Annotated in this window: 23 protein-coding genes; 14 read left to right on the forward strand and 9 right to left on the reverse strand. The window is 71.3% G+C overall.

Features of this window, described 5'->3' with window-relative positions; all coding sequences use genetic code 11:
- Window position 1: 1 nt before the first annotated feature.
- A complete protein-coding gene (locus ACGFMK_RS04130; RefSeq protein ID WP_392758256.1) occupies window positions 2–592 on the forward strand; it encodes a hypothetical protein in 591 nt (196 codons plus the stop codon).
- Here the strand turns inward: ACGFMK_RS04130 and ACGFMK_RS04135 are convergent.
- On the reverse strand, window positions 589–1,065 hold the full coding sequence (locus tag ACGFMK_RS04135) for a TspO/MBR family protein (protein WP_392758257.1): 477 nt from the start codon (window positions 1,063–1,065) through the stop codon (window positions 589–591). The two genes, ACGFMK_RS04130 and ACGFMK_RS04135, sit on opposite strands and share 4 nt — an antisense overlap.
- Before the next feature lie 117 nt (window positions 1,066–1,182).
- Here ACGFMK_RS04135 and hemL point away from each other — a divergent pair, with 117 nt between their 5' ends.
- Genes hemL through ACGFMK_RS04150 form a run of 3 tightly spaced genes read left to right on the forward strand, consistent with a single transcriptional unit; the run spans window position 1,183 to window position 3,676 of the window.
- A complete protein-coding gene (hemL, locus tag ACGFMK_RS04140) occupies window positions 1,183–2,484 on the forward strand; it encodes a glutamate-1-semialdehyde 2,1-aminomutase (RefSeq protein ID WP_392758260.1) in 1,302 nt (433 codons plus the stop codon).
- Window positions 2,481–3,107, forward strand: a complete 627-nt coding sequence (locus ACGFMK_RS04145) for a histidine phosphatase family protein (protein ID WP_392758262.1) — start codon at window positions 2,481–2,483, stop codon at window positions 3,105–3,107. Before hemL ends, ACGFMK_RS04145 begins: the two co-directional genes overlap by 4 nt.
- Window positions 3,104–3,676: a TlpA family protein disulfide reductase gene (locus tag ACGFMK_RS04150; RefSeq protein WP_392758263.1), complete on the forward strand. Its 573-nt coding sequence runs from the start codon at window positions 3,104–3,106 to the stop codon at window positions 3,674–3,676. The genes ACGFMK_RS04145 and ACGFMK_RS04150 overlap by 4 nt, the downstream gene beginning before the upstream one ends.
- On the opposite strand, the gene ACGFMK_RS04155 is transcribed toward ACGFMK_RS04150, so the two are convergent.
- The gene (locus ACGFMK_RS04155; RefSeq protein ID WP_392758264.1) at window positions 3,645–4,199 is read right to left on the reverse strand and encodes a TetR/AcrR family transcriptional regulator C-terminal domain-containing protein; all 555 of its coding nucleotides are present in this window, start codon (window positions 4,197–4,199) and stop codon (window positions 3,645–3,647) included. The genes ACGFMK_RS04150 and ACGFMK_RS04155 overlap by 32 nt on opposite strands.
- Before the next feature lie 162 nt (window positions 4,200–4,361).
- Here ACGFMK_RS04155 and ACGFMK_RS04160 point away from each other — a divergent pair, with 162 nt between their 5' ends.
- From ACGFMK_RS04160 to ACGFMK_RS04175, 4 genes are all read left to right on the forward strand, one after another.
- Window positions 4,362–5,135 (forward strand): cytochrome c biogenesis CcdA family protein, encoded by a 774-nt coding sequence (locus tag ACGFMK_RS04160; RefSeq protein WP_392758265.1) that lies wholly within the window; start codon window positions 4,362–4,364, stop codon window positions 5,133–5,135.
- Entirely contained in the window at window positions 5,132–6,727 is a 1,596-nt protein-coding gene (locus ACGFMK_RS04165; protein WP_392758267.1) for a cytochrome c biogenesis protein ResB, read from the forward strand. The genes ACGFMK_RS04160 and ACGFMK_RS04165 overlap by 4 nt, the downstream gene beginning before the upstream one ends.
- Before the next feature lie 3 nt (window positions 6,728–6,730).
- Window positions 6,731–7,699 carry a c-type cytochrome biogenesis protein CcsB gene (gene ccsB, locus ACGFMK_RS04170; RefSeq protein WP_392758268.1) on the forward strand — a complete coding sequence of 323 codons (969 nt, stop codon included), beginning with the start codon at window positions 6,731–6,733 and terminating at the stop codon, window positions 7,697–7,699.
- Between the two features lie 76 nt (window positions 7,700–7,775).
- Window positions 7,776–9,134, forward strand: coding sequence for a MinD/ParA family protein (locus ACGFMK_RS04175; RefSeq protein ID WP_392758270.1), 1,359 nt, complete (start codon window positions 7,776–7,778; stop codon window positions 9,132–9,134).
- Between the two features lie 81 nt (window positions 9,135–9,215).
- Here ACGFMK_RS04175 and ACGFMK_RS04180 read toward each other — a convergent pair whose 3' ends face one another.
- Window positions 9,216–9,401, reverse strand: coding sequence for a hypothetical protein (locus ACGFMK_RS04180; protein WP_392758272.1), 186 nt, complete (start codon window positions 9,399–9,401; stop codon window positions 9,216–9,218).
- A 156-nt stretch (window positions 9,402–9,557) separates the two neighbouring features.
- A complete protein-coding gene (locus tag ACGFMK_RS04185) occupies window positions 9,558–9,770 on the reverse strand; it encodes a BldC family transcriptional regulator (protein ID WP_072474890.1) in 213 nt (70 codons plus the stop codon).
- A gap of 280 nt (window positions 9,771–10,050) precedes the next feature.
- Here ACGFMK_RS04185 and ACGFMK_RS04190 point away from each other — a divergent pair, with 280 nt between their 5' ends.
- Genes ACGFMK_RS04190 through ACGFMK_RS04200 form a run of 3 tightly spaced genes read left to right on the forward strand, consistent with a single transcriptional unit; the run spans window position 10,051 to window position 11,890 of the window.
- Window positions 10,051–10,524 carry an Lrp/AsnC family transcriptional regulator gene (locus ACGFMK_RS04190; RefSeq protein ID WP_323329387.1) on the forward strand — a complete coding sequence of 158 codons (474 nt, stop codon included), beginning with the start codon at window positions 10,051–10,053 and terminating at the stop codon, window positions 10,522–10,524.
- Window positions 10,525–10,535: 11 nt separating this feature from the next.
- On the forward strand, window positions 10,536–10,811 hold the full coding sequence (locus tag ACGFMK_RS04195; RefSeq protein ID WP_392758273.1) for a DUF4229 domain-containing protein: 276 nt from the start codon (window positions 10,536–10,538) through the stop codon (window positions 10,809–10,811).
- Window positions 10,808–11,890: a PLP-dependent cysteine synthase family protein gene (locus ACGFMK_RS04200; protein WP_392758276.1), complete on the forward strand. Its 1,083-nt coding sequence runs from the start codon at window positions 10,808–10,810 to the stop codon at window positions 11,888–11,890. The genes ACGFMK_RS04195 and ACGFMK_RS04200 overlap by 4 nt, the downstream gene beginning before the upstream one ends.
- On the opposite strand, the gene ACGFMK_RS04205 is transcribed toward ACGFMK_RS04200, so the two are convergent.
- The 4 genes from ACGFMK_RS04205 to ACGFMK_RS04220 are packed head-to-tail and all read right to left on the reverse strand — an operon-like array spanning window position 11,887 to window position 15,066.
- Entirely contained in the window at window positions 11,887–12,762 is an 876-nt protein-coding gene (locus tag ACGFMK_RS04205) for a 1,4-dihydroxy-2-naphthoate polyprenyltransferase (protein WP_392758277.1), read from the reverse strand. The genes ACGFMK_RS04200 and ACGFMK_RS04205 overlap by 4 nt on opposite strands.
- 50 nt (window positions 12,763–12,812) lie before the next feature.
- Window positions 12,813–12,956 (reverse strand): hypothetical protein, encoded by a 144-nt coding sequence (locus ACGFMK_RS04210; RefSeq protein ID WP_392758278.1) that lies wholly within the window; start codon window positions 12,954–12,956, stop codon window positions 12,813–12,815.
- A gap of 51 nt (window positions 12,957–13,007) precedes the next feature.
- A complete protein-coding gene (gene menE / locus ACGFMK_RS04215) occupies window positions 13,008–14,141 on the reverse strand; it encodes an o-succinylbenzoate--CoA ligase (RefSeq protein WP_392758620.1) in 1,134 nt (377 codons plus the stop codon).
- A 1-nt stretch (window position 14,142) separates the two neighbouring features.
- Window positions 14,143–15,066, reverse strand: coding sequence for a 1,4-dihydroxy-2-naphthoyl-CoA synthase (locus ACGFMK_RS04220; RefSeq protein ID WP_392758279.1), 924 nt, complete (start codon window positions 15,064–15,066; stop codon window positions 14,143–14,145).
- A 51-nt stretch (window positions 15,067–15,117) separates the two neighbouring features.
- Between ACGFMK_RS04220 and menD the strand changes: the two genes are divergently transcribed.
- The 3 genes from menD to ACGFMK_RS04235 all read left to right on the forward strand — a co-directional run bounded on the left by menD (window position 15,118) and on the right by ACGFMK_RS04235 (window position 19,116).
- A complete protein-coding gene (gene menD, locus ACGFMK_RS04225; protein WP_392758280.1) occupies window positions 15,118–16,794 on the forward strand; it encodes a 2-succinyl-5-enolpyruvyl-6-hydroxy-3-cyclohexene-1-carboxylic-acid synthase in 1,677 nt (558 codons plus the stop codon).
- 332 nt (window positions 16,795–17,126) lie between these two features.
- Window positions 17,127–18,644 (forward strand): M1 family metallopeptidase, encoded by a 1,518-nt coding sequence (locus tag ACGFMK_RS04230; RefSeq protein ID WP_392758282.1) that lies wholly within the window; start codon window positions 17,127–17,129, stop codon window positions 18,642–18,644.
- A 22-nt stretch (window positions 18,645–18,666) separates the two neighbouring features.
- A complete protein-coding gene (locus tag ACGFMK_RS04235; protein ID WP_392758284.1) occupies window positions 18,667–19,116 on the forward strand; it encodes a DUF3592 domain-containing protein in 450 nt (149 codons plus the stop codon).
- Between the two features lie 166 nt (window positions 19,117–19,282).
- Here ACGFMK_RS04235 and ACGFMK_RS04240 read toward each other — a convergent pair whose 3' ends face one another.
- On the reverse strand, window positions 19,283–19,840 hold the full coding sequence (locus ACGFMK_RS04240; protein ID WP_392758285.1) for a GNAT family N-acetyltransferase: 558 nt from the start codon (window positions 19,838–19,840) through the stop codon (window positions 19,283–19,285).
- Window positions 19,841–19,869: the final 29 nt, after the last annotated feature.

Below are 19,869 nucleotides of genomic sequence, written 5' to 3' on the forward strand. Positions count from 1 at the left end.
GATGTCTTCGTCCACGACGACCCCGCCGCCCGTCCCCGGGGACGAGCCGACGGCGGTGCTCCCGGCCGTCGAGCCGACGGCGGAGCAGATCGTCGCCAGCCCGGCGGTCGAGGGCGACCTGAACGCCGAGATGCGCCGCGCGGCCCAGCCGTTCTCCCGCGCCACGATGGTGCTGGCCGGGCTGGTCGTGCTCGCGGCCGTGTTCGCCGGCGGCGCCTGGACGCACGCCGCGTTCGGCTCGTCGTCGGGTTCGTCCGGCACGCCGGCCGGGCGCCAGGGCGGCACGCCGGGCGGGACCGGCCAGACCGGCGGCACCGGGACGGGCACCGGGCAGCAGGGCGGCGGCTTCCGCGGGGGCGGCGGGCGCGGCACCACCGGCACGGTCGACCGCGTCGACGGCACCACGGTCTACGTGAAGACCGCGCAGGGCACCGACGTCAAGGTGTCCACATCGGACTCGACAACGGTCGGCGTGACCCAGCCGGGCAAGCTCGCCGACCTCAAGCCGGGCTCGACGGTCGTCGTCCAGGGCCAGGCCGGCGACGACGGGACGGTCGCCGCGCAGGCGATCACCCAGCAGGCCGGGCGCTAGTTCAAGACGATGATCGCGGCGTTGAGCGCGGTCGCGAACAGGATCCAGGCCAGGTAGGGCACCTGCAGCGCGGCCGCGAGCTTCGACCGGCGGGCGAACAGGACGATCGTCACGACCACGACGACGTCCAGCAGCACGATGTCGAACAGGGCGAGCACGGCCGCGGCGCCCTCGAAGAACAGCGGGGGCCAGAGCAGGTTGGCCAGCAGGCCGATGCCGTACGCGGCGAACCCGCGGGTCTCGCCGTCGGTGCGCCAGTAGCACCAGCCGGACACCGCGATCGTGACGTACAGCACCGTCCACACCGGACCGAACAGGGACACCGGTGGCGCCCACGCCGGCAGGTCCAAGCGCTCGTAGATCTCCTTCGACGACGTCGCGGCCAGTGCGCCGACCGCCGCGACCACGGCGACGACGCCGAGGAAGCCGGACAGCACCAGCCACGGGTTGCGCTGTGCCACACGTTCGGTCACCGGTTGTTCCCCTCCTGGGCGGCGTCCGGCCATCTTAGGGCCGTGACGTTCGCGCGCACCCCGAGTTGCGGGTGACGGGGTCGGCGGTGCGTGGCCCGGGTTTGCGAGACTGGGGAGGTGAGCACTGGAACCGAGCAGTCCAAGGCATGGTTCGACCGCGCGAAGGCGGCCATCCCGGGCGGGGTGAACTCGCCGGTCCGGGCATTCAACTCGGTCGGCGGCACCCCGCGGTTCATGGTCCGCGGCGAGGGCCCCCACCTGTGGGACGCCGACGGGAACCGCTATGTCGACCTGGTCTCGTCCTGGGGCCCGATGATCCTGGGACACGCGCACCCGCTGGTCGTCGAGGCGGCGCGCGAGGCGGCGACGTCCGGGCTGTCGTTCGGCACGCCGACGATCGGCGAGGTCGAACTGGCCGAGGAGATCATCGGCCGGGTCGAGCCCGTCGAGCAGGTGCGGCTGGTCAACTCGGGCACCGAAGCCACGATGAGCGCGATCCGGCTGGCCCGCGGGTTCACCGGCCGCGCCAAGATCATCAAGTTCGCCGGGTGTTACCACGGCCACGTCGACGCGCTGCTCGCCCAGGCGGGCTCCGGCGTCGCGACGCTCGGGCTGCCGACGTCGCCGGGGGTCACCGGCGCCCAGGCCGCGGACACGATCGTGCTGCCCTACAACGACCTCGACGCCGTCCGGAAGTCCTTTGTGGACAACCCGGACACGGTCGCCGCGGTGATCACCGAGGCCGCGGCGGGCAACATGGGCGCGGTCGCGCCGGACGAGGGCTTCAACGCGGCCCTGCTGGAGATCGCCCACGAGCACGGCGCGCTGCTGGTCATGGACGAGGTGATGACCGGTTTCCGCGTCTCGCGCGCGGGCTGGTTCGGCCTCGAGGGCGTGGCCGGCGACCTCTACACGTTCGGCAAGGTGATGTCCGGCGGCCTGCCGGCGGCGGCGTTCGGCGGCCGCGCCGACATCATGGCCAAGCTCGCCCCGGGCGGCCCGGTCTACCAGGCCGGGACGCTGTCCGGGAACCCCGTCGCGGTGGCCACGGGCCTCGCGACGCTGCGCGCGGCCGACCAGAGCGTGTACGCGGCGCTGGACGCCAACGCCAAGCGCCTCGGCAACCTCTTCCGCCTCGCGCTGAGCGAAGCCGGCGTCGCCAACAGCGTCCAGTACGCGGGCAACCTGGTGAGCGTGTTCTTCGGCGAGGCGCCGGTCCGCGACTACGCGGGGGCGCAGGCGTCCGAGACGTGGCGCTTCCCGCCGTTCTTCCACGCGCTGCTCGACGGCGGCGTGTACGCGCCCCCGAGCGCGTACGAGGCCTGGTTCGTGAACGCGGCCATGGACGACGAAGCGTTCTCGGTGATCGAAGCCGCGCTGCCCGCGGCGGCGCAGGCGGCGGCCGGAGCGGTCCGGTGACCACCGTCGTCCACATGCTTCGCCACGGCGAAGTCCACAACCCCGAGAAGATCCTCTACGGCCGGCTCCCCGGCTACCGGCTCTCCGAGCGCGGGCAGCGCCAGGCGCTGACGGTCGCCGAGGCCGTCGCGGGCCACGACCTCGTGCACGTCGTCGCGTCGCCGCTGCAGCGGGCGCAGGAGACGGCGGCGCCGATCGCGGCCGCGCATCGCCTCGACATCGCGACCGACGCGGAGCTGATCGAGGCCGGCAACCAGTTCGAGGGCCTGCACGTCGCGGTCGGCGACGGCGCGCTGCGGGAGCCGAAGCACTGGTCGAAGCTGGTCAACCCGTTCAAGCCGTCGTGGGGCGAGCCGTACCTGGAAATCGCGCACCGGATGCTCGGCGCGGTCCACCGGGCGCGGGAGGTGGCGGAGGGCCACGAGGCGCTCTGCGTGTCGCACCAGCTGCCGATCTGGACGCTCCGGCGGTTCCTCGAGGGCAAGAAGCTGTGGCACGACCCGCGGCGCCGCCAGTGCTCGCTGGCCTCGCTGACCAGCCTGGTCTTCGACGGTGACGAGCTGCGCGAGATCGTCTACAGCGAGCCCGCGGGGTCCACCGACCCGAAGGTGACCGGGGCATGAAACGGCTCGTCGTCGCGGTGGCCGCGCTGGGCCTGATCGCCGGGTGCAGCGCGGGCAAGGACGCGGTGGTCCAGGGGAGCAGCTTCAGCTTCGTCTCCCCGGGCGGCCAGGTCGACATCAGCTACGACGTCGCCCAGCGCCAGACCGCGCCGGTGCTCGCGGGCGACGACCTGATGAACGAGGGCAAGCAGCTGTCGCTGGCGGACTTCCCCGGCAAGGTCGTCGTGCTGAACCTGTGGGGCCAGTGGTGCGGGCCGTGCCGCACGGAGGCGCCCGAGATGGAGAGCCTGGCCAAGCAGGCGCCGGGGGTGCAGGTCGTCGGGATCGACGTCCGCGACCCGGCGCGCGACGTGGCGCAGGACTTCGTCCGCGACCGCAAGCTGACGTACCCGTCGATCTACGACCCGGACGGCCGGGTCCTGCTCAAGCTGAGCGGCTACCCGCGCAACATCATCCCGTCGACGATCGTGCTGGACAAACAGCACCGCGTCGCGGCGGTCTTCCTGCGCCAGGTGCTGGCCCAGGACCTGCTGCCGGTCACCCAGCGCCTGGCGGCGGAGCAGGCCTGACCCGGGCGGCCAGGCCGTCGAGGACCACGGACAGGCCCGTCGCGAAGGCCTCGTCCCGCTCCGGGCGGGGCACGGCCGTCCGGCGGGCCTGTTCTTCGACCGTGAAGCCGTTCACGTAGCTCGTGACGACGTCCGCGCAGGCCTCCGTCTCCGGGATGCCCGCGTTGTCGAGCGTCCTGAGCAGGTGGCCCAGGAACTCCGTGGCCGCCGGTCCGGGTTTGCTCGTCGTGGCGATCAGGCGGGCGCCGTCCGGGTGGGCGAGCATCGTGTCGCGGTGGGCGTTCGCGAACGCCATAACGCGGTCCCGCCAGGTTCCGGACGTGCGCAGCCCGCGGGTGGCCACCGCCAGCATGTGCTCGGCGATCGCGTCCAGCAGCGCCTGCTTGTTCGCGTAGTGCCAATAGAGCGCGCCGACGCGCACGCCGAGGCGGCCGGCGAGCCTGCGCGTGGTCAGCTCGTCCAGCCCGGTCTCGTCGAGCAGCTCGATCGCGGCGTCCAGCACCACCGCCTGGTTGAGGGCCATCAGGGACCAGTGCACCACGCCTGTCGGGCCCGAGCGGTGTTCAAGCACGCGAAAGCACCAACGGGTGACGAGCGGGACCAAGGTCCTGAACTGCTGTGAGGTAGGTCCTCCTGAACCGGCCCCGGAGTTCTCACCGGGACCTCACTGCCTACCCTCAATCCCGTGAACTCCGTTACCGAGCTGGCGATCTCCGGACCGCTGCTGCTCGCCGCGGGCGTCGCGCTGCTGGCCGGAACGATCTCCTTCGCCTCGCCGTGCGTGGTGCCGCTGGTGCCGGGGTACCTCGCGTACCTCGCCGCGCTCGTCGGCGCGGACGCCCCCGCGGTCAAAGCCGACGAGGAGCGCAAGCAGGGCCGCTGGGCCGTCATGGGCGCCGCGCTGCTGTTCGTGCTCGGGTTCACCGTCGTGTTCGTCGCCACCCTGGGCACCCTGGTCTGGCTGGCCGACACGCTCACCCTCAACCAGGACCTGCTTCAGCGCGTCGGCGGTGTCCTCACCATCGCGATGGCGCTGGTGTTCCTCGGCTGGATCCCCGGCCTGCAGCGCGAGTTCCGCTCGCACCGCGTGCCCGGCGGCGGCGTCTGGGGCGCCCCGCTGCTCGGCGCGGTCTTCGGCCTCGGCTGGACGCCGTGCATCGGCCCGACGCTCTCGGCCGTCACGACGCTGGCCAGCGCGACCGGCGGCGCGGAGGCCCGCGGGTACCTGCTGATCGCCGTCTACTGCCTCGGCCTCGGGCTGCCGTTCCTGCTCATCGCGCTCGGCGCCCGCTGGGCCGTGCGCGCCACCGACTGGCTGCGCCGCCACGGCCGCCAGGTCCAGGTCTTCGGCGGCGCGCTGCTGATGATCGTCGGCATCCTGCTGGTCACCGGCGTCTGGGGAGATCTGATGGGCTTCCTCCGCAACGAGCTCGCGGGCGACTTGAGGCTGCCGCTGTGACGACCACTGAAGCGCCTCCCGCGGCACCGAAGGGGCCCACTCCCGCCAAGCGCACCTTCGCCTTCGTGCGCAACACCTGGCGGGGCCTGACGTCGATGCGCACCGCGCTCGTCCTGCTGTTCCTGCTGGCGCTGGCCGCCCTGCCCGGCGCGCTCCTGCCGCAGCGGAAGCTCAACGCGCCCAAGGTCGACGCCTACATCAGCGCGCACGGCTGGTGGGGCACGCTGCTCGACAAGCTCGAGTTCTACGACGTCTACTCCAGCATCTGGTTCTCGGCCATCTACCTGCTGCTGATGATCTCGCTGGTCGGCTGCCTCACCCCGCGCAGCTTCGAGTACGTCAAGGCGATGCGCGCCAAGCCGGTGCTGACCCCGCGCAACCTGGCGCGGATGCCGCACTACCGGCTCGGCCGCGGCAAGCAGGACGTCTCCGCCGAGATCGCCGCCGTCCACAAGCAGCTGCCCGGCTGGCGGCGCGTCGAACGCGAAGAGGCCGGCGGCGTCCGCACGATCTCCGCCGAACGCGGGTTCCTGCGCGAGACCGGCAACCTGATCTTCCACTTCAGCATGCTGGGCCTGATCGTGTTCTTCGCGCTGGGCAAGCTGTACGGCTACGAAGGCCAGGTCATCGTCCAGGCCGACGGCAGCACGTTCTGCAACTCCGGCATCTACAACTACGACTCCTTCAACGCGGGCCTGCGCGTCGACGGCACCGACCTCGACCCGTTCTGCGTGAAGATCAACGACTTCACCGTGCGCTACACCGACGCCGGCGAGCCGGAGTACTACCACTCGAACATCGAGTACCAGTCCGGCGCGGACCTCGACACGAACACCTGGCGCCCCTACGGCCTCGAGGTCAACTCGCCGCTGCGCACCGCCGGCGACCGCGTCTACCTGCTCGGCCAGGGCTACTCGCCGAAGTTCACGGTGACCTTCCCCGACGGCACCCAGCGCACCCAGAACACGCAGTGGCGCACGGTCGACCCCACCACGATGCTCGCCGAGGGCGCGACGAAGTTCGACCAGCCCGGCGTCACCGACGAGGTGCAGCGGCGGACGCGCCAGCTGGCCATCACCGGCCTGTTCGCGCCGACGTCGTTCGTGCACGGCGGTGTCCTGACGTCGTCGGCGCCGCAGCTGAGCGACCCCGCCGTCGCCGTCGACATCATGCGCGGCGACCTCGGCCTGGACTCCGGGCGCGGCCAGTCGGTGTTCGAGATCGACCAGTCGCTGGTCGACGACGGGCGGCTGAAGAAAGTCGCCCGCGAGAACCTGAAGGTCGGCCAGGAGATCAAGCTCGACGACGGCACGAAGGTCCGCTTCGACGGCGTCGGCCACTGGGTCTCGCTGCAGGTCTCCCACGACCCGACGCAGGGTTTCGTGCTCGGCTTCGCCATCTCGATGTTCCTCGGCCTCGGCGCGTCCTTGCTGGTCAAGCGCCGCCGGCTGTGGGTCCGGGTGAAGCCGGGCACCGAGGACGAGCCGAGTACGGTGATCGAGGTCGCCGGGCTGGCCCGCACCGACCAGGCCGGGTACGGCGAAGAGTTCCACCGGATCAGCGAACGCCTGATAAGTGGTCAGAAGGGCTGAAGCATGCCGATCAACGAGACGCTGTCGCGGTACAGCGACTGGCTGTACACCACCGCCGCGGCGATCTACGTCGTCGCGCTGATGATGACGCTGATCGAGCAGGGCTTCGGCGCCAAGGGCCGGCTCGCCACCGAGCGGGCCAAGCTGCGTGCGCGGGAGCTCGTCGGCGCCGGTGGGCCGCCGATCGAGCAGGTCCAGGCCGCGCAGCGCGAGGTCGGGCGTCCCGAGCGGATCGGCAAGATGGGCGCGTCGCTGCTGGTGCTCGGCGCGCTGCTGCAGCTGTCGGCGATCGTGTTGCGCGGGCTCGCCGTGCACCGCGCGCCGTGGGGCAACATGTACGAGTACGGCATGGCGGTCACCTTCATCACGGTGGTCACCTGGCTGATCGTGATGTCGAAGTTCCCGGTCCGGCACCTCACCGGCTTCCTGCTGCTGCCCGTCGTGATCTTGATGTTCATCAACGGCACCCTGCTGTACACGATCGCGGCGCCGGTGCAGCCCGCCCTGCAGTCGTACTGGCTGGTCATCCACGTCTCGGCGGCCATCATCGGCTCCGGCGTGTTCCTGGTCCCGGGTGTGGCGAGCGTGCTGTACCTGTTCCGCGCGGCCTACGACAAGGACCAGACGAAGTTCGCGCGCTTCGCCTCGAAGCTGCCCGCGGCCGACGTCCTCGACCGGATCGCCTACCGGACGACGATCTTCGCCTTCCCGGTCTTCACCTTCGGCGTGCTTTGCGGCGCCGTCTGGGCCGAGTCGGCCTGGGGCCGGTTCTGGGGCTGGGACCCCAAGGAGACCGTCGCGTTCATCGCCTGGGTCGTCTACGCGGCCTACCTGCACTCACGTGCGACGGCCGGCTGGCGCGGCGCCCGGGCGGCGGCGATCAACATCGTCGGGTTCGCCGCGATCATCTTCAACCTGTTCTTCGTGAACCTCGTCACCGCGGGCTTGCACTCCTACGCCGGGGTGGGCTGAGCATCCCGCGGGTACGCCGACTACCGTCGTCATCAGGGGGAACGATGTCGGGCGGAGTGCGCGGAGGTTTACACCGGTGACCGGACCCAGCGAAGAATCGGCTCCAGGCCACTCCGAGCAGGGCGAACAGCAGGCGGAGCCGAAGCCGAGCCTGTTCGCCGACGACCGGACGGACTCGCATCCGCACCCGGAGACACCAGGCGCCCTGGACGCGTTGCCGACCCAGGCCGTCACGCCGCCGCCGAACCCGGCGGTGTCCGGCCCGCACCAGGTGCCCAACCCGAGCGTGTCGGGCCCGCACCAGGTGCCGAACCCGGCGGTCTCGGGGCCGCACCAGGTGCCGCAGGGCTACGGCTACGACCAGAACCTCCCGCCGCTGCAGCCGCACCAGCAGCAGTACCAGGCCCAGGCCCAGTACCCGCAGCAGCCCCAGCAGCAGCCGTCCGGCCTCCCGCAGCCGCAGGGCGGCCGGCACGCCGCGCCGCAGCAGCCGGGCGGCCACGGCCACGACCTGTCGACGGCGCACCTGGTCAAGCAGGTCAAGCGGCCGCCGCAGTCGGGCTGGCGCAAGGCCGTCTACGTCGGCAGCGGGAAGCTCATCAACCCGGGGGAGAGCCCGGCCGACACCCGGCGCCGCGACCTCATCGCGCGGGTCAACCAGCCGCTGCGCGGGTGCTACAAGATCGCGATGCTGTCGCTGAAGGGCGGCGTCGGCAAGACCACGGTGACCACGACGCTGGGCGCGACGTTCGCCTCGCTGCGCGGTGACCGCGTGGTGGCCGTGGACGCCAACCCGGACCGCGGCACGCTCTCGCAGAAGATCCCGCTGGAGACCACGGCGACGGTTCGCCACCTGCTGCGCGACGCGGCCCGCATCACGCGCTACAGCGACGTGCGGTCCTACACGTCCCAGGGGGCCAGCCGCCTCGAAATCCTCGCCAGCGAGCAGGATCCGGCCGTTTCCGAGGCCTTCTCCGAGGACGACTACCGCCGCACGGTCAACCTGCTGGAGCACTTCTACAACATCGTGCTCACCGACTGCGGAACCGGCCTGATGCACTCGGCGATGAAGGGCGTCCTGGACGTCGCGGACGCGCTGGTGGTCGTCTCGTCCGGCTCGGTCGACGGCGCCCGCAGCGCCTCGGCGACGCTCGACTGGCTCGAGGCCCACGGCTACGGCGAGCTGGTGAAACGCTCGGTCGCGGTGATCAACTCGGTCCGTCCCAAGGGCGGCTCGGTCGACCTCGACAAGCTGTCGGCGCATTTCGGCGCCAAGGTCCGCGCGGTCTGCCAGGTCCCGTTCGACCCGCACCTCGAAGAGGGTGCCGAGATCGAGCTGGACCGCCTGAGCGGCGACACCCGCCTGGCCCTGTTGGACCTGGCGGCCACGGTCGCCGACGGTTTCGCGACCCCGCTCTCCCAGCAGTACCGCTAGCCGCACCGGTCGTGAGCGGGTGATGAGGGTGCTGACCCGGATTACCCACTCACGACGGGCTGCGGGAACGTAAAGGGCGGCCTAAAGGTCTTCGTCCCGGCGTTTGCGCTGCTGTTCGGCCAGCTGGCGCAGGAAGTCGGGGTCGTCGTCCGGCGCGATCGGGGCGCGCCGCGCGGTGGACGGCACTCCGATCCTCTGGCCGGCGAACGACCGCCACAGGAGCAGGGCGACGACCAGCGCGCCGACCGCCGCGAGCAGAGCGAGCATGCCGGATCCTTCCGTGTGGCTTGCCAGTCCCACGAGGTTAGCCGCTTCGGCCGGGTTTGGGCCCGAACCGGTGCCGCGGCGTGACGCCGGGAACAACGAGGGGCCGCGTGGGCGGGGTGGTTTCCCCTACCGACACGGCCCCGACGTTCGGATGGTTCAGGCCTTGCGGGCCGGTTCGCTCGCGTCCGTGGTCAGCTCGGCCAGGAGCTCGTTCACCTCGGACTCACGGAACCGCCGGTGCCCGCCCGGGGTCCGGATCGAGCCGATGCGACCTGCCGTCGCCCATCGGGTGACCGTCTTCGGGTCAACTCGGAACAGTGCTGCCACCTCGCCTGGGGTGAGCAGTCGTCCGCCCATCGTCGCGGTCATTTTCCGCCTCCTTAACGACCTCACTGCTATACCGGAGGCGTCCGGGCCCTTTTGGCCCGTTCCGCCGGGGTAGCCAACACGGCAATCGTTGCACTTCACCCGTCAGGTACTCGAACGGTTGTCCACGAGTAAAGAGCCCTTAAAGGTCAAAACGGACAGGTTGCTTACGCTGTGCAACTATCTGATCGGTCACCCGAAGTGCGCAGATGACCCTTCCTTTGGCCGGCGGGTGCGGGGCGTGGTGCCAATGGGGGATTGTCCAACCGCATAGAGTGATGGCGTGGATCAGTTGGACCGGAAGATCATCGCGGCGTTGCGTATCAACGGACGGGCCACCTATGCCGATCTGGGGCGGGCCGTCGGGCTGTCCGCGTCGTCGGTACACGAACGCGTCGGCAAGCTGGAGGCGGCCGGCGTGATCACCGGATATCACGCGGTCGTCGACCCGAGCTCGGTCGGTCTCGGCGTCACCGCCCTCGTCGGCATCCATCCGACGGACACGGCGACCGACGAGGACGTCGCCGACGCGCTCGGCGAGCTCGACGAGGTCGAGAGCTGCTACGCGGTCGCGGGTGACGAAGCCTTCGTCGTCAAGGTGCGCGTGCCGACCGTCGACGAGCTGGAGCGGACCCTCGGCCGGCTCCGCCGCATCCCCGGCGTCGGGCGGACGAACACCACCGTCGTGCTCTCGACCCGCTTCGAGGGGCGCCCGAACAACGCGGGCGTGCACAAAGACCGGCCGGGCGGGGCGTAACCTGCGTCGATGTGAGCCCCAACCTGTCCCGTGACCTGACGCTGTACCTGCTGGCCCGGTTCGTGCTGGTCGGCGTGATCGCCTGGGCGCTGTCCCTGGCCGGCGTGCCCCTGCTGGTCGCGCTGCTCATCGGCCTGGTCGTCGGCCTGCCGCTGGGCCTGCTGCTGTTCCGCCCGCTCAACGCCCGCGTCACGGCCGGCCTGGCCCAGCGCAACGAGAAGCGCGCGCGGGCCCGGGCCCAGCTGCGCGCGCAGCTGCGTGGCGACTCCGCCGGTCAGCCGGAATGAGCCGCCTGCACAGCCGCAGCTGGGTGCGCGAGGCCGTCCGGATCATCGAGGCCGACGCCAACCGCAGCGCCGACACCCACCTGCACGTCTTCCCGCTGCCCCCGGAGTGGGGCATCGACCTGTACCTCAAGGACGAGTCCGTCCACCCGACCGGCTCGCTGAAGCACCGCCTCGCCCGGTCGCTGTTCCTCTACGGGCTCGTCAACGGCCAGATCGGGCCGGACACCGTGCTCGTCGAGGCCTCCAGCGGCTCGACCGCGGTCTCCGAGGCGTACTTCGCCCGCATGCTCGGCCTGCGTTTCATCACCGTGGTGCCGCGGCGCACGAGCAAGGAGAAGATCGCGCTCATCGAGTTCTACGGCGGTGAGTGCCACTACGTCGACCAGGCGCCGGCGATGTACCCCGAGGCGGAGCGGCTCGCGGCCGAGTGCGGCGGCCACTACCTCGACCAGTTCACCTACGCCGAGCGCGCGACGGACTGGCGGGGCAACAACAACATCGCCGAGTCCGTGTTCGCGCAGATGCGCTCCGAGCGGCACCCGGTGCCGTCCTGGATCGTCGTCGGCGCGGGCACCGGCGGCACGAGCGCGACGTTCGGCCGGTACGTGCGCTACAAGCGGCACACGACGAAGGTCTGCGTGGTCGACCCGGAGAACTCGTCGTTCTTCGGTGCCTGGGAGACCGGCGCGCTGGACTACGCGACCGGCATGCCGTCGCGGATCGAGGGCATCGGGCGGCCGCGGTGCGAACCGTCGTTCGTCCCCGGCGTGATCGACGAGATGTGCCAGGTCCCCGACGCCGGCTCGCTGGCCGCGATCCGGCTGCTGCGCGAGCGCACCGGGCACTGGGCGGGCGGCTCCACGGGAACCAACCTCTACGGCGCGTTCCGGCTGATCTCCCGGATGGTCGAGGACGGCCAGGCGGGCAGCGTCGTCACGCTCCTGTGCGACGGCGGCGAGCGGTACGCGCACACCTACTACGACGACGAGTGGGTGGCCCAGCAAGGTCTGGACCTCGCGCCGCACGCGGCGTTGTTCGAGGAGTTCCTGGCGACCGGGAAGTTCGCCCCGGAGGCCTAGAAGAGGTTCAGCGCGACCGCCGTGACGACCGCCCAGACCAGCATCGCCAGGCCGGTGTCCCGCAACGCGGGGATCAGCTCGCGGCCCGTCTTCCCGCCGTGGACGGCCCCGATCGCGGGAAGGAGCAGGCCGACGGTCAGCACCGCCAGCGAGGCCAGCCCGGGGCCGGTGACCGCCAGGACCACGCTGAGCACGTACGGCACCGCGATCAGCACCAGGTAGAGCCGCCGCGTGCCGCGGTCGCCGAGGCGGGTGGCGAGCGTGCGCTTGCCGGACTCGACGTCGGTCGGGATGTCACGCAGGTTGTTGGCGGTCAGGACCGCCGTCGAGAACGAGCCGACCGCGACCGCGCACGCCAGCGCGGCCCAGCTGACCCGGCCGGCCTGGACGTAGACCGTGCCCAGCACCCCGGCCAGGCCGAAGAAGACGAACACCGCGATTTCGCCGAAACCGTAGTAGCCGTAAGGCTTCTTGCCACCGGTGTAGAACCAGGCGCCGAGGATGCAGACACCACCCATGGCCAGCAGCCACCAGTGCCCGCTGAGCGCGACGAGCAGCAGGCCGAGCACCCCGGCCAGGCCCAGCGCGATCAGCGCGGCGGTGAGCACGGCCTTCGGGGCGGCGACGCGGGAGCCGACCAGCCGCAGCGGGCCGACGCGGTTCTCGTCGGTGCCGCGGATGCCGTCGGAGTAGTCGTTGGCGTAGTTGACGCCGACGATCAGCGAGAGCGAGACCAGCAGCGCCAGCACCGAACGCCACCAGGAGAACGCGTCCAGCGCGATCGCCGCGCCGGCACCCGCCACCACCGGGGCCACCGCGTTCGGCAGCGTCCGCGGCCGCGCGCCCTCGATCCACTCACTCACACTCGCCATGGACGTCATTCAACGCCATGACGATCACGGCCGAGCGGGAGCCCGGAAGGTCAGTTCGTGGTGGGCAGCTGCCAGGTCAGCTGGCCGCTGTTGGGGTCCGAAGAAGGACCGTCGGCCAGGGCCGCACCCGCGGGGAGGAGGACACCCAGTGCGACGGCGGTGCTGATCAGGGCGGTGCGTATCCAGCGCGTCATGGTGAGTAGCCAAGTGGGTGCACCCCGTGCGTGTCAACGAAGTGCCGCCGATCAGCCGTGCGAACCCGGCGGAAACCGGGCTTTCACGGCGGCCTTGTCGATCTTGCCGGGACCGCGAAGGGGCAGCTCAGCGGCGTACTCCAGGCGTTTCGGCGTCGACGCGGCGCCCAGCTCGGCCCGCACGGCGGCCCGCAGTTCGTCCGGTTCACGAGGTTCACCGTCCGGGACCACGAGCGCCACCACGGCCTCGCCCCACTCCGCGTCCGGCAGCCCGACGACACACGCGTCGCGCACCCCCGGCTGAGCGGTCAGGCAGCGCTCGATCGCGTTCGCGGACACCTTCACCCCGCCGGTGTTGATCATGTCGTCGGCCCGGCCGAGCACCTCGATCCGGCCGTCGTCGTGACGAACCCCACGGTCGGACGTCGTGAACCAGCCGCCGGAGAACGCCTCCGCGGTCAGGTCCGGCCGGAGCCGGTAGCCGTGCGCGAGGACGTCACCCGCGATCCGGACGCGCTCCCCGGCGACGTCGACGCGGACGCCGTCGAGCGGGAAGCCGTCGTAGACGCAGCCGCTGGCCGTCTCGCTCATGCCGTACGCGGGCACGATCCGGACCCCGGCTTCGGCGGCGCGCTCGCGCAGCGCGGCCGACGTCGCGGCCGCGCCGACCACGATCCCGTCGAACGTCTTCGCCGCGGCCAGCCCCGCGCCGCCGTCGTCGAGCAGGCGGACCAGCTGCGTCGGCACCAGCGCCGTGTACCGCGGGCCGCCCTTCAGCGTCGCCGAGGCGGCGGCGAAGTCGTCCGGCCGGAAGCCGTGGCCGGTCAGGTACGCCGGTTCGGTGCCCGCCAGCAGCGACCGGACCAGCACCTGCAGCCCGCCGATGTAGTGCGCCGGCGTCGCCAGCAGCCACTGCCCCGGCCCGCCCAGGCGGACGTGGGTGGCCTCGGCCGACGCGACCAGGGCGCGGGCCGAGAGCAGCACGCCCTTGGGCGCGCCGGTCGACCCGGACGTGGCGATGACCACGGCGGTGTCCGGCTCGGCGGGCTCGCCGGGCACCATCGCGTCCCGCAGCGCGGGGTCGGTGAACGGCAGCACGGCCGGGCCGCCGCCCAGCGCGTCCGCGACGGCCGCCTTCAGCGTGTCGAGCGCTTCGGGCGAGCCGTCGAGTGCGAGAGGGCGCAGCTCAGTAGTAATAGGGGACGTCCTTGAAGTCGGGGTCGCGCTTCTGCAGGAACGCGTCACGGCCTTCGACGGCCTCGTCCTGCATGTACGCCAGCCGGGTGGTCTCGCCGGCGAACAGCTGCTGGCCGACCAGGCCGTCGTCGGTGAGGTTGAACGCGTACTTCAGCATCCGCTGGGCCGTCGGCGACTTGCCGGCGATCGTCCACGCCCAGTCCAGGGCCTCTTTTTCGAGGTCGGCGTGCGGCACGACGGCGTTCACCGCGCCCATCTGGTGCATCTGCTCGGCGGAGTACTCGCGGCCGAGGAAGAAGATCTCGCGGGCGAACTTCTGGCCGACCATCTTCGCCAGGTAGGCCGAGCCGTACCCGCCGTCGAACGAGCCGACGTCGGCGTCGGTCTGCTTGAACTTCGCGTGCTCGGCCGAGGCGAGCGTGAGATCGCACACGACGTGCAGGGAGTGCCCGCCGCCCGCGGCCCAGCCCGGCACGACCGCGATGACCGGTTTCGGCAGGAACCGGATCAGGCGCTGGACCTCGAGGATGTGCAGCCGGCCGGCGCGGGCGGGGTCCACCGTGTCGGAGGTCTCGCCGCTGGCGTACTGATACCCGGAGCGTCCGCGAATACGCTGGTCACCACCGGAGCAGAACGCCCACCCGCCGTCCTTGGGCGACGGGCCGTTCCCGGTGAGCAGGACACAGCCGACGTCGGAGCTCATCCGGGCGTGGTCCAGGGCCCGGTAAAGCTCGTCGACGGTGTGCGGGCGGAAGGCGTTGCGGACCTCCGGACGGTCGAACGCGATGCGCACCACGCGTTTGCCGCCACGGCTCTCAGCGGAGCGGTGGTAGGTGATGTCGGTGAAGGCGAAACCTTCGACCTCGGTCCACGCGGCCGGATCGAACAGCTCGGAAACTCGGGCGTCATCCACGTTTGGGAGAATAGGACCTGTGGACACTTCTCATCTCGACGGAGCCTGCCGGTGAACCCTTCCACCGCGCAGGCCAGGGTCATCGTCGACGAACTCGTCCGCAACACCGTTTCGCACGTCGTCCTCTGCCCGGGCTCCCGCAACGCGCCGCTGTCGATCGCGCTCTACGACGCGGCCGCGGCCGGGAAGCTCCAGCTCCACGTCCGGATCGACGAGCGCGGCGCCGGCTTCCTCGCGCTCGGTATCGCCGCGCGCACCGGCCGCCCGGTGGCCGTGCTCTGCACGTCCGGCACCGCGGCCGCGAACTTCCACCCCGCCGTGCTGGAGGCCGACCGCGCCGGCGTCCCGCTGATCGTGCTGACCGCCGACCGGCCACCGGAGCTGCGCGCGGCGGGGGCGTCGCAGGTCATCGACCAGCACCGGCTCTTCGGCAACGCCATCCGCTACTTCGACGAGCTGGCCGTCGCCGAGCGGCGGGCCGGGCAGAACTCGTACTGGCGCAGCCAGATCTGCCGGGCCTGGAACGCCGCGTACGGCGAGTGGCGCTGCGGGCCGGTGCACCTGAACATCCCGTTCCGCGAGCCGCTCGTGCCGGACCTGGACGATGACGGCGAGTGGTACGAATCGCTCGAAGGCCGTCCCGACGGCGAGCGCTGGACCGAGCTGCCCGACTTCGGCGCGCTGCCGTCGTTCGTGGTGCCTTCGGCGCGCCACGGCCTGGTCATCGCGTGCGACACCGGCGTCCAGGCGGCCAGCGAGTGGGCCGAGCAGCACGGCTGGCCGGTGATCTCGGAGACCGGCGGCCTCGGGCTGTCCGGCGGCACGGCGATCTCGTCCGGCGCGTGGCTGCTGGGCGTCGAGGACTTCATCACGCGGCACAAGCCGGAGCAGGTGCTCTGCCTGGGCCGCCCGACGGTGTTCCGGCAGATCCAGAAGGTGCTCTCGGACGCCTCGGTCGAGGTGCTGCTGGTCCGGCCGGACTCGGACTGGCCGGCCCCCGCACACAACGTCCGCCAGGTCGGGCAGTGGTTCGACGAGCCGACCAAGCCCGCCGACCCGGAGTGGCTGGCCAGCTGGCGCCGGGCCGACGCGGCGGCGTCTGCGGCGGTCACGTCGGTGCTGGACGCGGAGCCGTGGCCCTCGGGGCTGCGCCTGGCGTCGGAACTGGTGGACGCGCTGCCGCCGGACTCGCTGCTGGTGGTGGGCTCGTCCAACCCGACCCGCGACGTCGCGCTGGCTGGCCGCCTGCGCCCGGACGTCCTGGTCCACCGCAACCGCGGGGTGGCGGGCATCGACGGCACGGTCTCGACGGCGATCGGCGCGGCGCACGTCCACCGCGGCCCGTCGTACGCGCTGCTGGGCGACCTGACCTTCCTGCACGACGCGTCCGGGCTGCTGACCGGGCCCGCGGAGCAGCGCCCGGACCTGACGATCGTGGTGTGCAACGACGACGGCGGCGGCATCTTTTCCCTGCTGGAGCAGGGAGCGCCGGAGCATTCGGCGAGCTTCGAGCGCGTCTTCGGCACCCCGCACGGCGCCGACCTGGGCGCGCTGTGCGCGGGCTACCGCGTCCCGCACGTGGTGGCGGCGACCCTGACGGAGTTCCAGGCGGCGCTGCGGCCCGCACCGGGGCTGCGGGTGGTGGAGGTCAAGGTGGACCGTTCGCGGCACCGCGACCTGCACGCCCGGCTGCGCGCCGCGGTCTCCACGGCCGTCTCCGCCGTCTGATTCGCACCGAAGACTCCTCGAGCCGACCCTCCGGGTACGTGAGCCGACCCTTCCGGCCCGTGAGCCGACCGTCTGGGTACGTGGGCATGGCGCCGTGGGGTGGTGCAGGTGCGAGTGGACCGTTCGCGGATCCGGCAGCCGCGGGCCGTGGTGAGTCGCGGGCGAGCCGTGCACGCACGGTTGCTTTCCGCGGTCTCCGCCGTCCGACCGGGTTGGTCAACCGCTTTCCGGGTGTGATCTCAGCAGGCAAGATCCTCCCTTCGGCTGTTCCTGGGTGCTTCCTGGCTGGCTACGTTCGAGCGCGCTGATCCTCACCCGTTGGAGGGATTCGAATGCGTGCAAGAACTCGCACCGGCCTTGGTGTGCTCGCGGCCGGGGTCGCCTCGGTGCTGCTCGCCGGTACCGCCAGTGCGGCCCCGGCACCCGGTGCGCCGGGCGTCGGTGACTCGTACTATCCGAACGCCGGCAACGGCGGGACGGACGTGCTGCACTACGACATCCGCCTGACCTACCAGCCCGCGACCGACGTGCTGTCCGGCACGACGACGCTGCTGCTCACCGCGACCCAGGACCTGTCGCGGTTCGACCTCGACTTCGCCCTGAAGGCGTCGAGCGTGCTGGTGAACAACCGCCCGGCCCAGTTCGCGAACCAGAACGGCAACGGCGAGCTCGTCGTCACGCCGGCGCAGCCGCTGCTCAAGGGCCAGACCGCGACTGTCGTCGTCGCCTACTCGGACACGCCGTCCACGGAGAAGGTCGACGGGCTCAACGCGTGGAAGAAGGGCTCCTTCGGCGCGCTGGGCGTCGACGAGCCGCAGAGCTCCGCGTGGTGGTTCCCGGCCAACGACCACCCGACCGACAAGGCGACCTACGACGTCTCCATCGAGGCCCCGGATGACAACGTTGCCGTCACCAACGGCACGCTCGTCCGCACCACGAAGCAACGTGCCGGCTGGACCCGCTGGCAGTGGCGCAGCACGAAGCCGCAGGCCACGTACCTGACGTCGTTCATCGTCGGCAAGTACGAGCTCGACCAGGCGACCACGCCGGACGGCAAGCCGTTCATCTCCGCGTACGGCAGCGACCTCGGCGACTCGCTGTACGCGGCGAAGGCCAGCGTCGAGCGCACGCCGGAGATCGACGCGTTCCTGGCGACGCAGTTCGGCCCGTACCCGTTCGAGGCCGAGGGTGGCGTCGTGACCAGCGGCATCACGTTCTCGCTGGAGAACCAGACCCGGCCGACCTACGGCGTGCGGAACTTCCGCGCGGGCTCGAACACGACGCTGATCGCGCACGAGAACGCCCACCAGTGGTTCGGCGACAACGTCTCGCTCGGCCGCTGGAGCGACATCTGGCTGAACGAGGGCTTCGCGTCCTACGCCGAGTGGCTGTGGTCGGAGCACGAGGGCGAGGGCACGGTCGCCGAGCTGGCGCAGTACACCTACGACTCGAACCCGGCCGACGGTGACCTGTGGAAGCTCGTCCCGGCCGACCCGGGCGCGGACAACCAGTTCGACAACGCCGTCTACGACCGCGGCGCGCTGACGCTGCAGGCGCTGCGCACGGCCGTCGGTGACGAGGCGTTCTTCAAGATCCTGCAGACGTGGCAGGTCCAGAAGGGCGGCTCGAACGGCCGGATCCAGGAGTTCATCGCGCTGGCCGAGAAGGTCTCGGGCAAGCCGCTGTACGACCTGTTCCAGACGTGGCTGTACACGGCGGGCAAGCCGGCGGTGGGGCCGAACGGCGCTTCGCCCGCGGCTTTCACGGCGCGCGCCGCCTCGGTGAAGCCGAAGTCGTTCGACCAGATCCAGGCCAACCACCGGAATCTCGCCGCGGAACACAAGCACTGAGCAGTACCGCTACGCTCGCGGCGTGAGCACGAGAGGTGAGCGGGCGAGGCGCGTCGGGTGGTGGATAACCCTCGCCGTCGCCTCGCTCCTCACCGTGATGTGCGTGTGCCTGCTGTTCGCGGCGATCCGCAACGACCGCTCGATCTCCGGGCAGCTCGGCACGGCGACGGCCACGGTGGATTCGGTGGCCTTCGACCGCACGATCATCCACTTCGAGACCCCGGACGGCATCGTCCACAGCCCGGCCAACGGAGTCCTCTACCCGGACGGCCTGGCCGCGGGCCAGCTGGTCCGCATCGAGTACGACGCGAGTGACCCGGAACTGGCCCGGGTCGCGGGCCGCTCGGCGACGCTGACACTGCTGCCGCTGGGCAGTTTCGTGTTCTTCACGTGGCTGGTGGCGGGGCCGCTGCTGTGGTGGATCCGGCGGCTGAACAAACGGGCCCGAACCGAGGTTCCGGCAGCGGCCTGACCAGCCAAAACACCCCCACCACACCCCCACCACACCCAGGGGGGCGTGCCCAGTCCCAGTCTATCGGCGCCGGCCCGGCAAAACGGTGCCGCGGCAAATCTGTGGACAACCGGAGCGGATGTGGACAACTCGGTGCGCGTGGGTCGCCGCCGGCCACCGCTACCGCTCAACCCGGCTCCCGCAGCCACCGCTTCCGCGTGATCTCGTACTCGACCTCACCCTGCTCAGTCCCCGGAAGCACCACGTCGTAGTCCTCCGCCGAGACGAACGACCGGGCGAACGTCAGCCCCGCCGAAGCCATCGTCGCGCGGGACGGCGTGTTCACCGCCATCGTCTGGGCGAAGATCCGGTCCAGTCCCAGGTCCGCGAACCCGTACCGAAGCAGCTCACGAGTGCCCTCACTGGCGTAACCCCGACGCCAGTGCCGCCGCAGCAGCCGGTACCCCAGCTCGGCCTCGCCGTCGACGAACGGCTGGTCCGGGCCGTGCGGTGGCCGCAGGATCCACCAGCCGACGAAGTCGCCGTCGGCAAAGCCCATCCAGAAGCCGAACCCGGGCGACACGGCCATCCGGCGGCGGTGCGCGGCCTCGACCTCGGCCCACGTCGAGGCGCGGCCCGTCAGGTACCGCATCACCTCCGGGTCCGAGTCCAGCTCGTACTCCAGCTCCAGGTGCTCGTCGGCCAGGGGGACGAGCGTCAGGCGCGCGGTGTGGAGGGTGGGCATGCCCCGATCTTCACAGCGCGCGCAACTCG

This window comes from Amycolatopsis sp. NPDC049252 (genome assembly GCF_043197175.1).
Lineage (GTDB): Bacteria > Actinomycetota > Actinomycetes > Mycobacteriales > Pseudonocardiaceae > Amycolatopsis.

Excerpts from the sequence above, each read along its gene's own strand:
- ACGFMK_RS04180 (WP_392758272.1), bottom strand. The coding sequence starts at position 9,401 with ATGCTCGCTCTGCTCGCGGCGGTCGGCGCGCTGGTCGTCGCCCTGCTC.
- ACGFMK_RS04240 (WP_392758285.1), bottom strand. The coding sequence starts at position 19,840 with ATGCCCACCCTCCACACCGCGCGCCTGACGCTCGTCCCCCTGGCCGAC.
- ACGFMK_RS04185 (WP_072474890.1), bottom strand. The coding sequence starts at position 9,770 with ATGACCGCGACGATGGGCGGACGACTGCTCACCCCAGGCGAGGTGGCA.
- ACGFMK_RS04230 (WP_392758282.1), top strand. The coding sequence starts at position 17,127 with ATGCGTGCAAGAACTCGCACCGGCCTTGGTGTGCTCGCGGCCGGGGTC.
- ACGFMK_RS04210 (WP_392758278.1), bottom strand. The coding sequence starts at position 12,956 with ATGACGCGCTGGATACGCACCGCCCTGATCAGCACCGCCGTCGCACTG.
- ACGFMK_RS04200 (WP_392758276.1), top strand. The coding sequence starts at position 10,808 with ATGAGCCGCCTGCACAGCCGCAGCTGGGTGCGCGAGGCCGTCCGGATC.
- ACGFMK_RS04205 (WP_392758277.1), bottom strand. The coding sequence starts at position 12,762 with ATGGCGAGTGTGAGTGAGTGGATCGAGGGCGCGCGGCCGCGGACGCTG.
- ACGFMK_RS04150 (WP_392758263.1), top strand. The coding sequence starts at position 3,104 with ATGAAACGGCTCGTCGTCGCGGTGGCCGCGCTGGGCCTGATCGCCGGG.
- ACGFMK_RS04130 (WP_392758256.1), top strand. The coding sequence starts at position 2 with ATGTCTTCGTCCACGACGACCCCGCCGCCCGTCCCCGGGGACGAGCCG.
- ccsB (WP_392758268.1), top strand. The coding sequence starts at position 6,731 with ATGCCGATCAACGAGACGCTGTCGCGGTACAGCGACTGGCTGTACACC.
- ACGFMK_RS04155 (WP_392758264.1), bottom strand. The coding sequence starts at position 4,199 with ATGGCCCTCAACCAGGCGGTGGTGCTGGACGCCGCGATCGAGCTGCTC.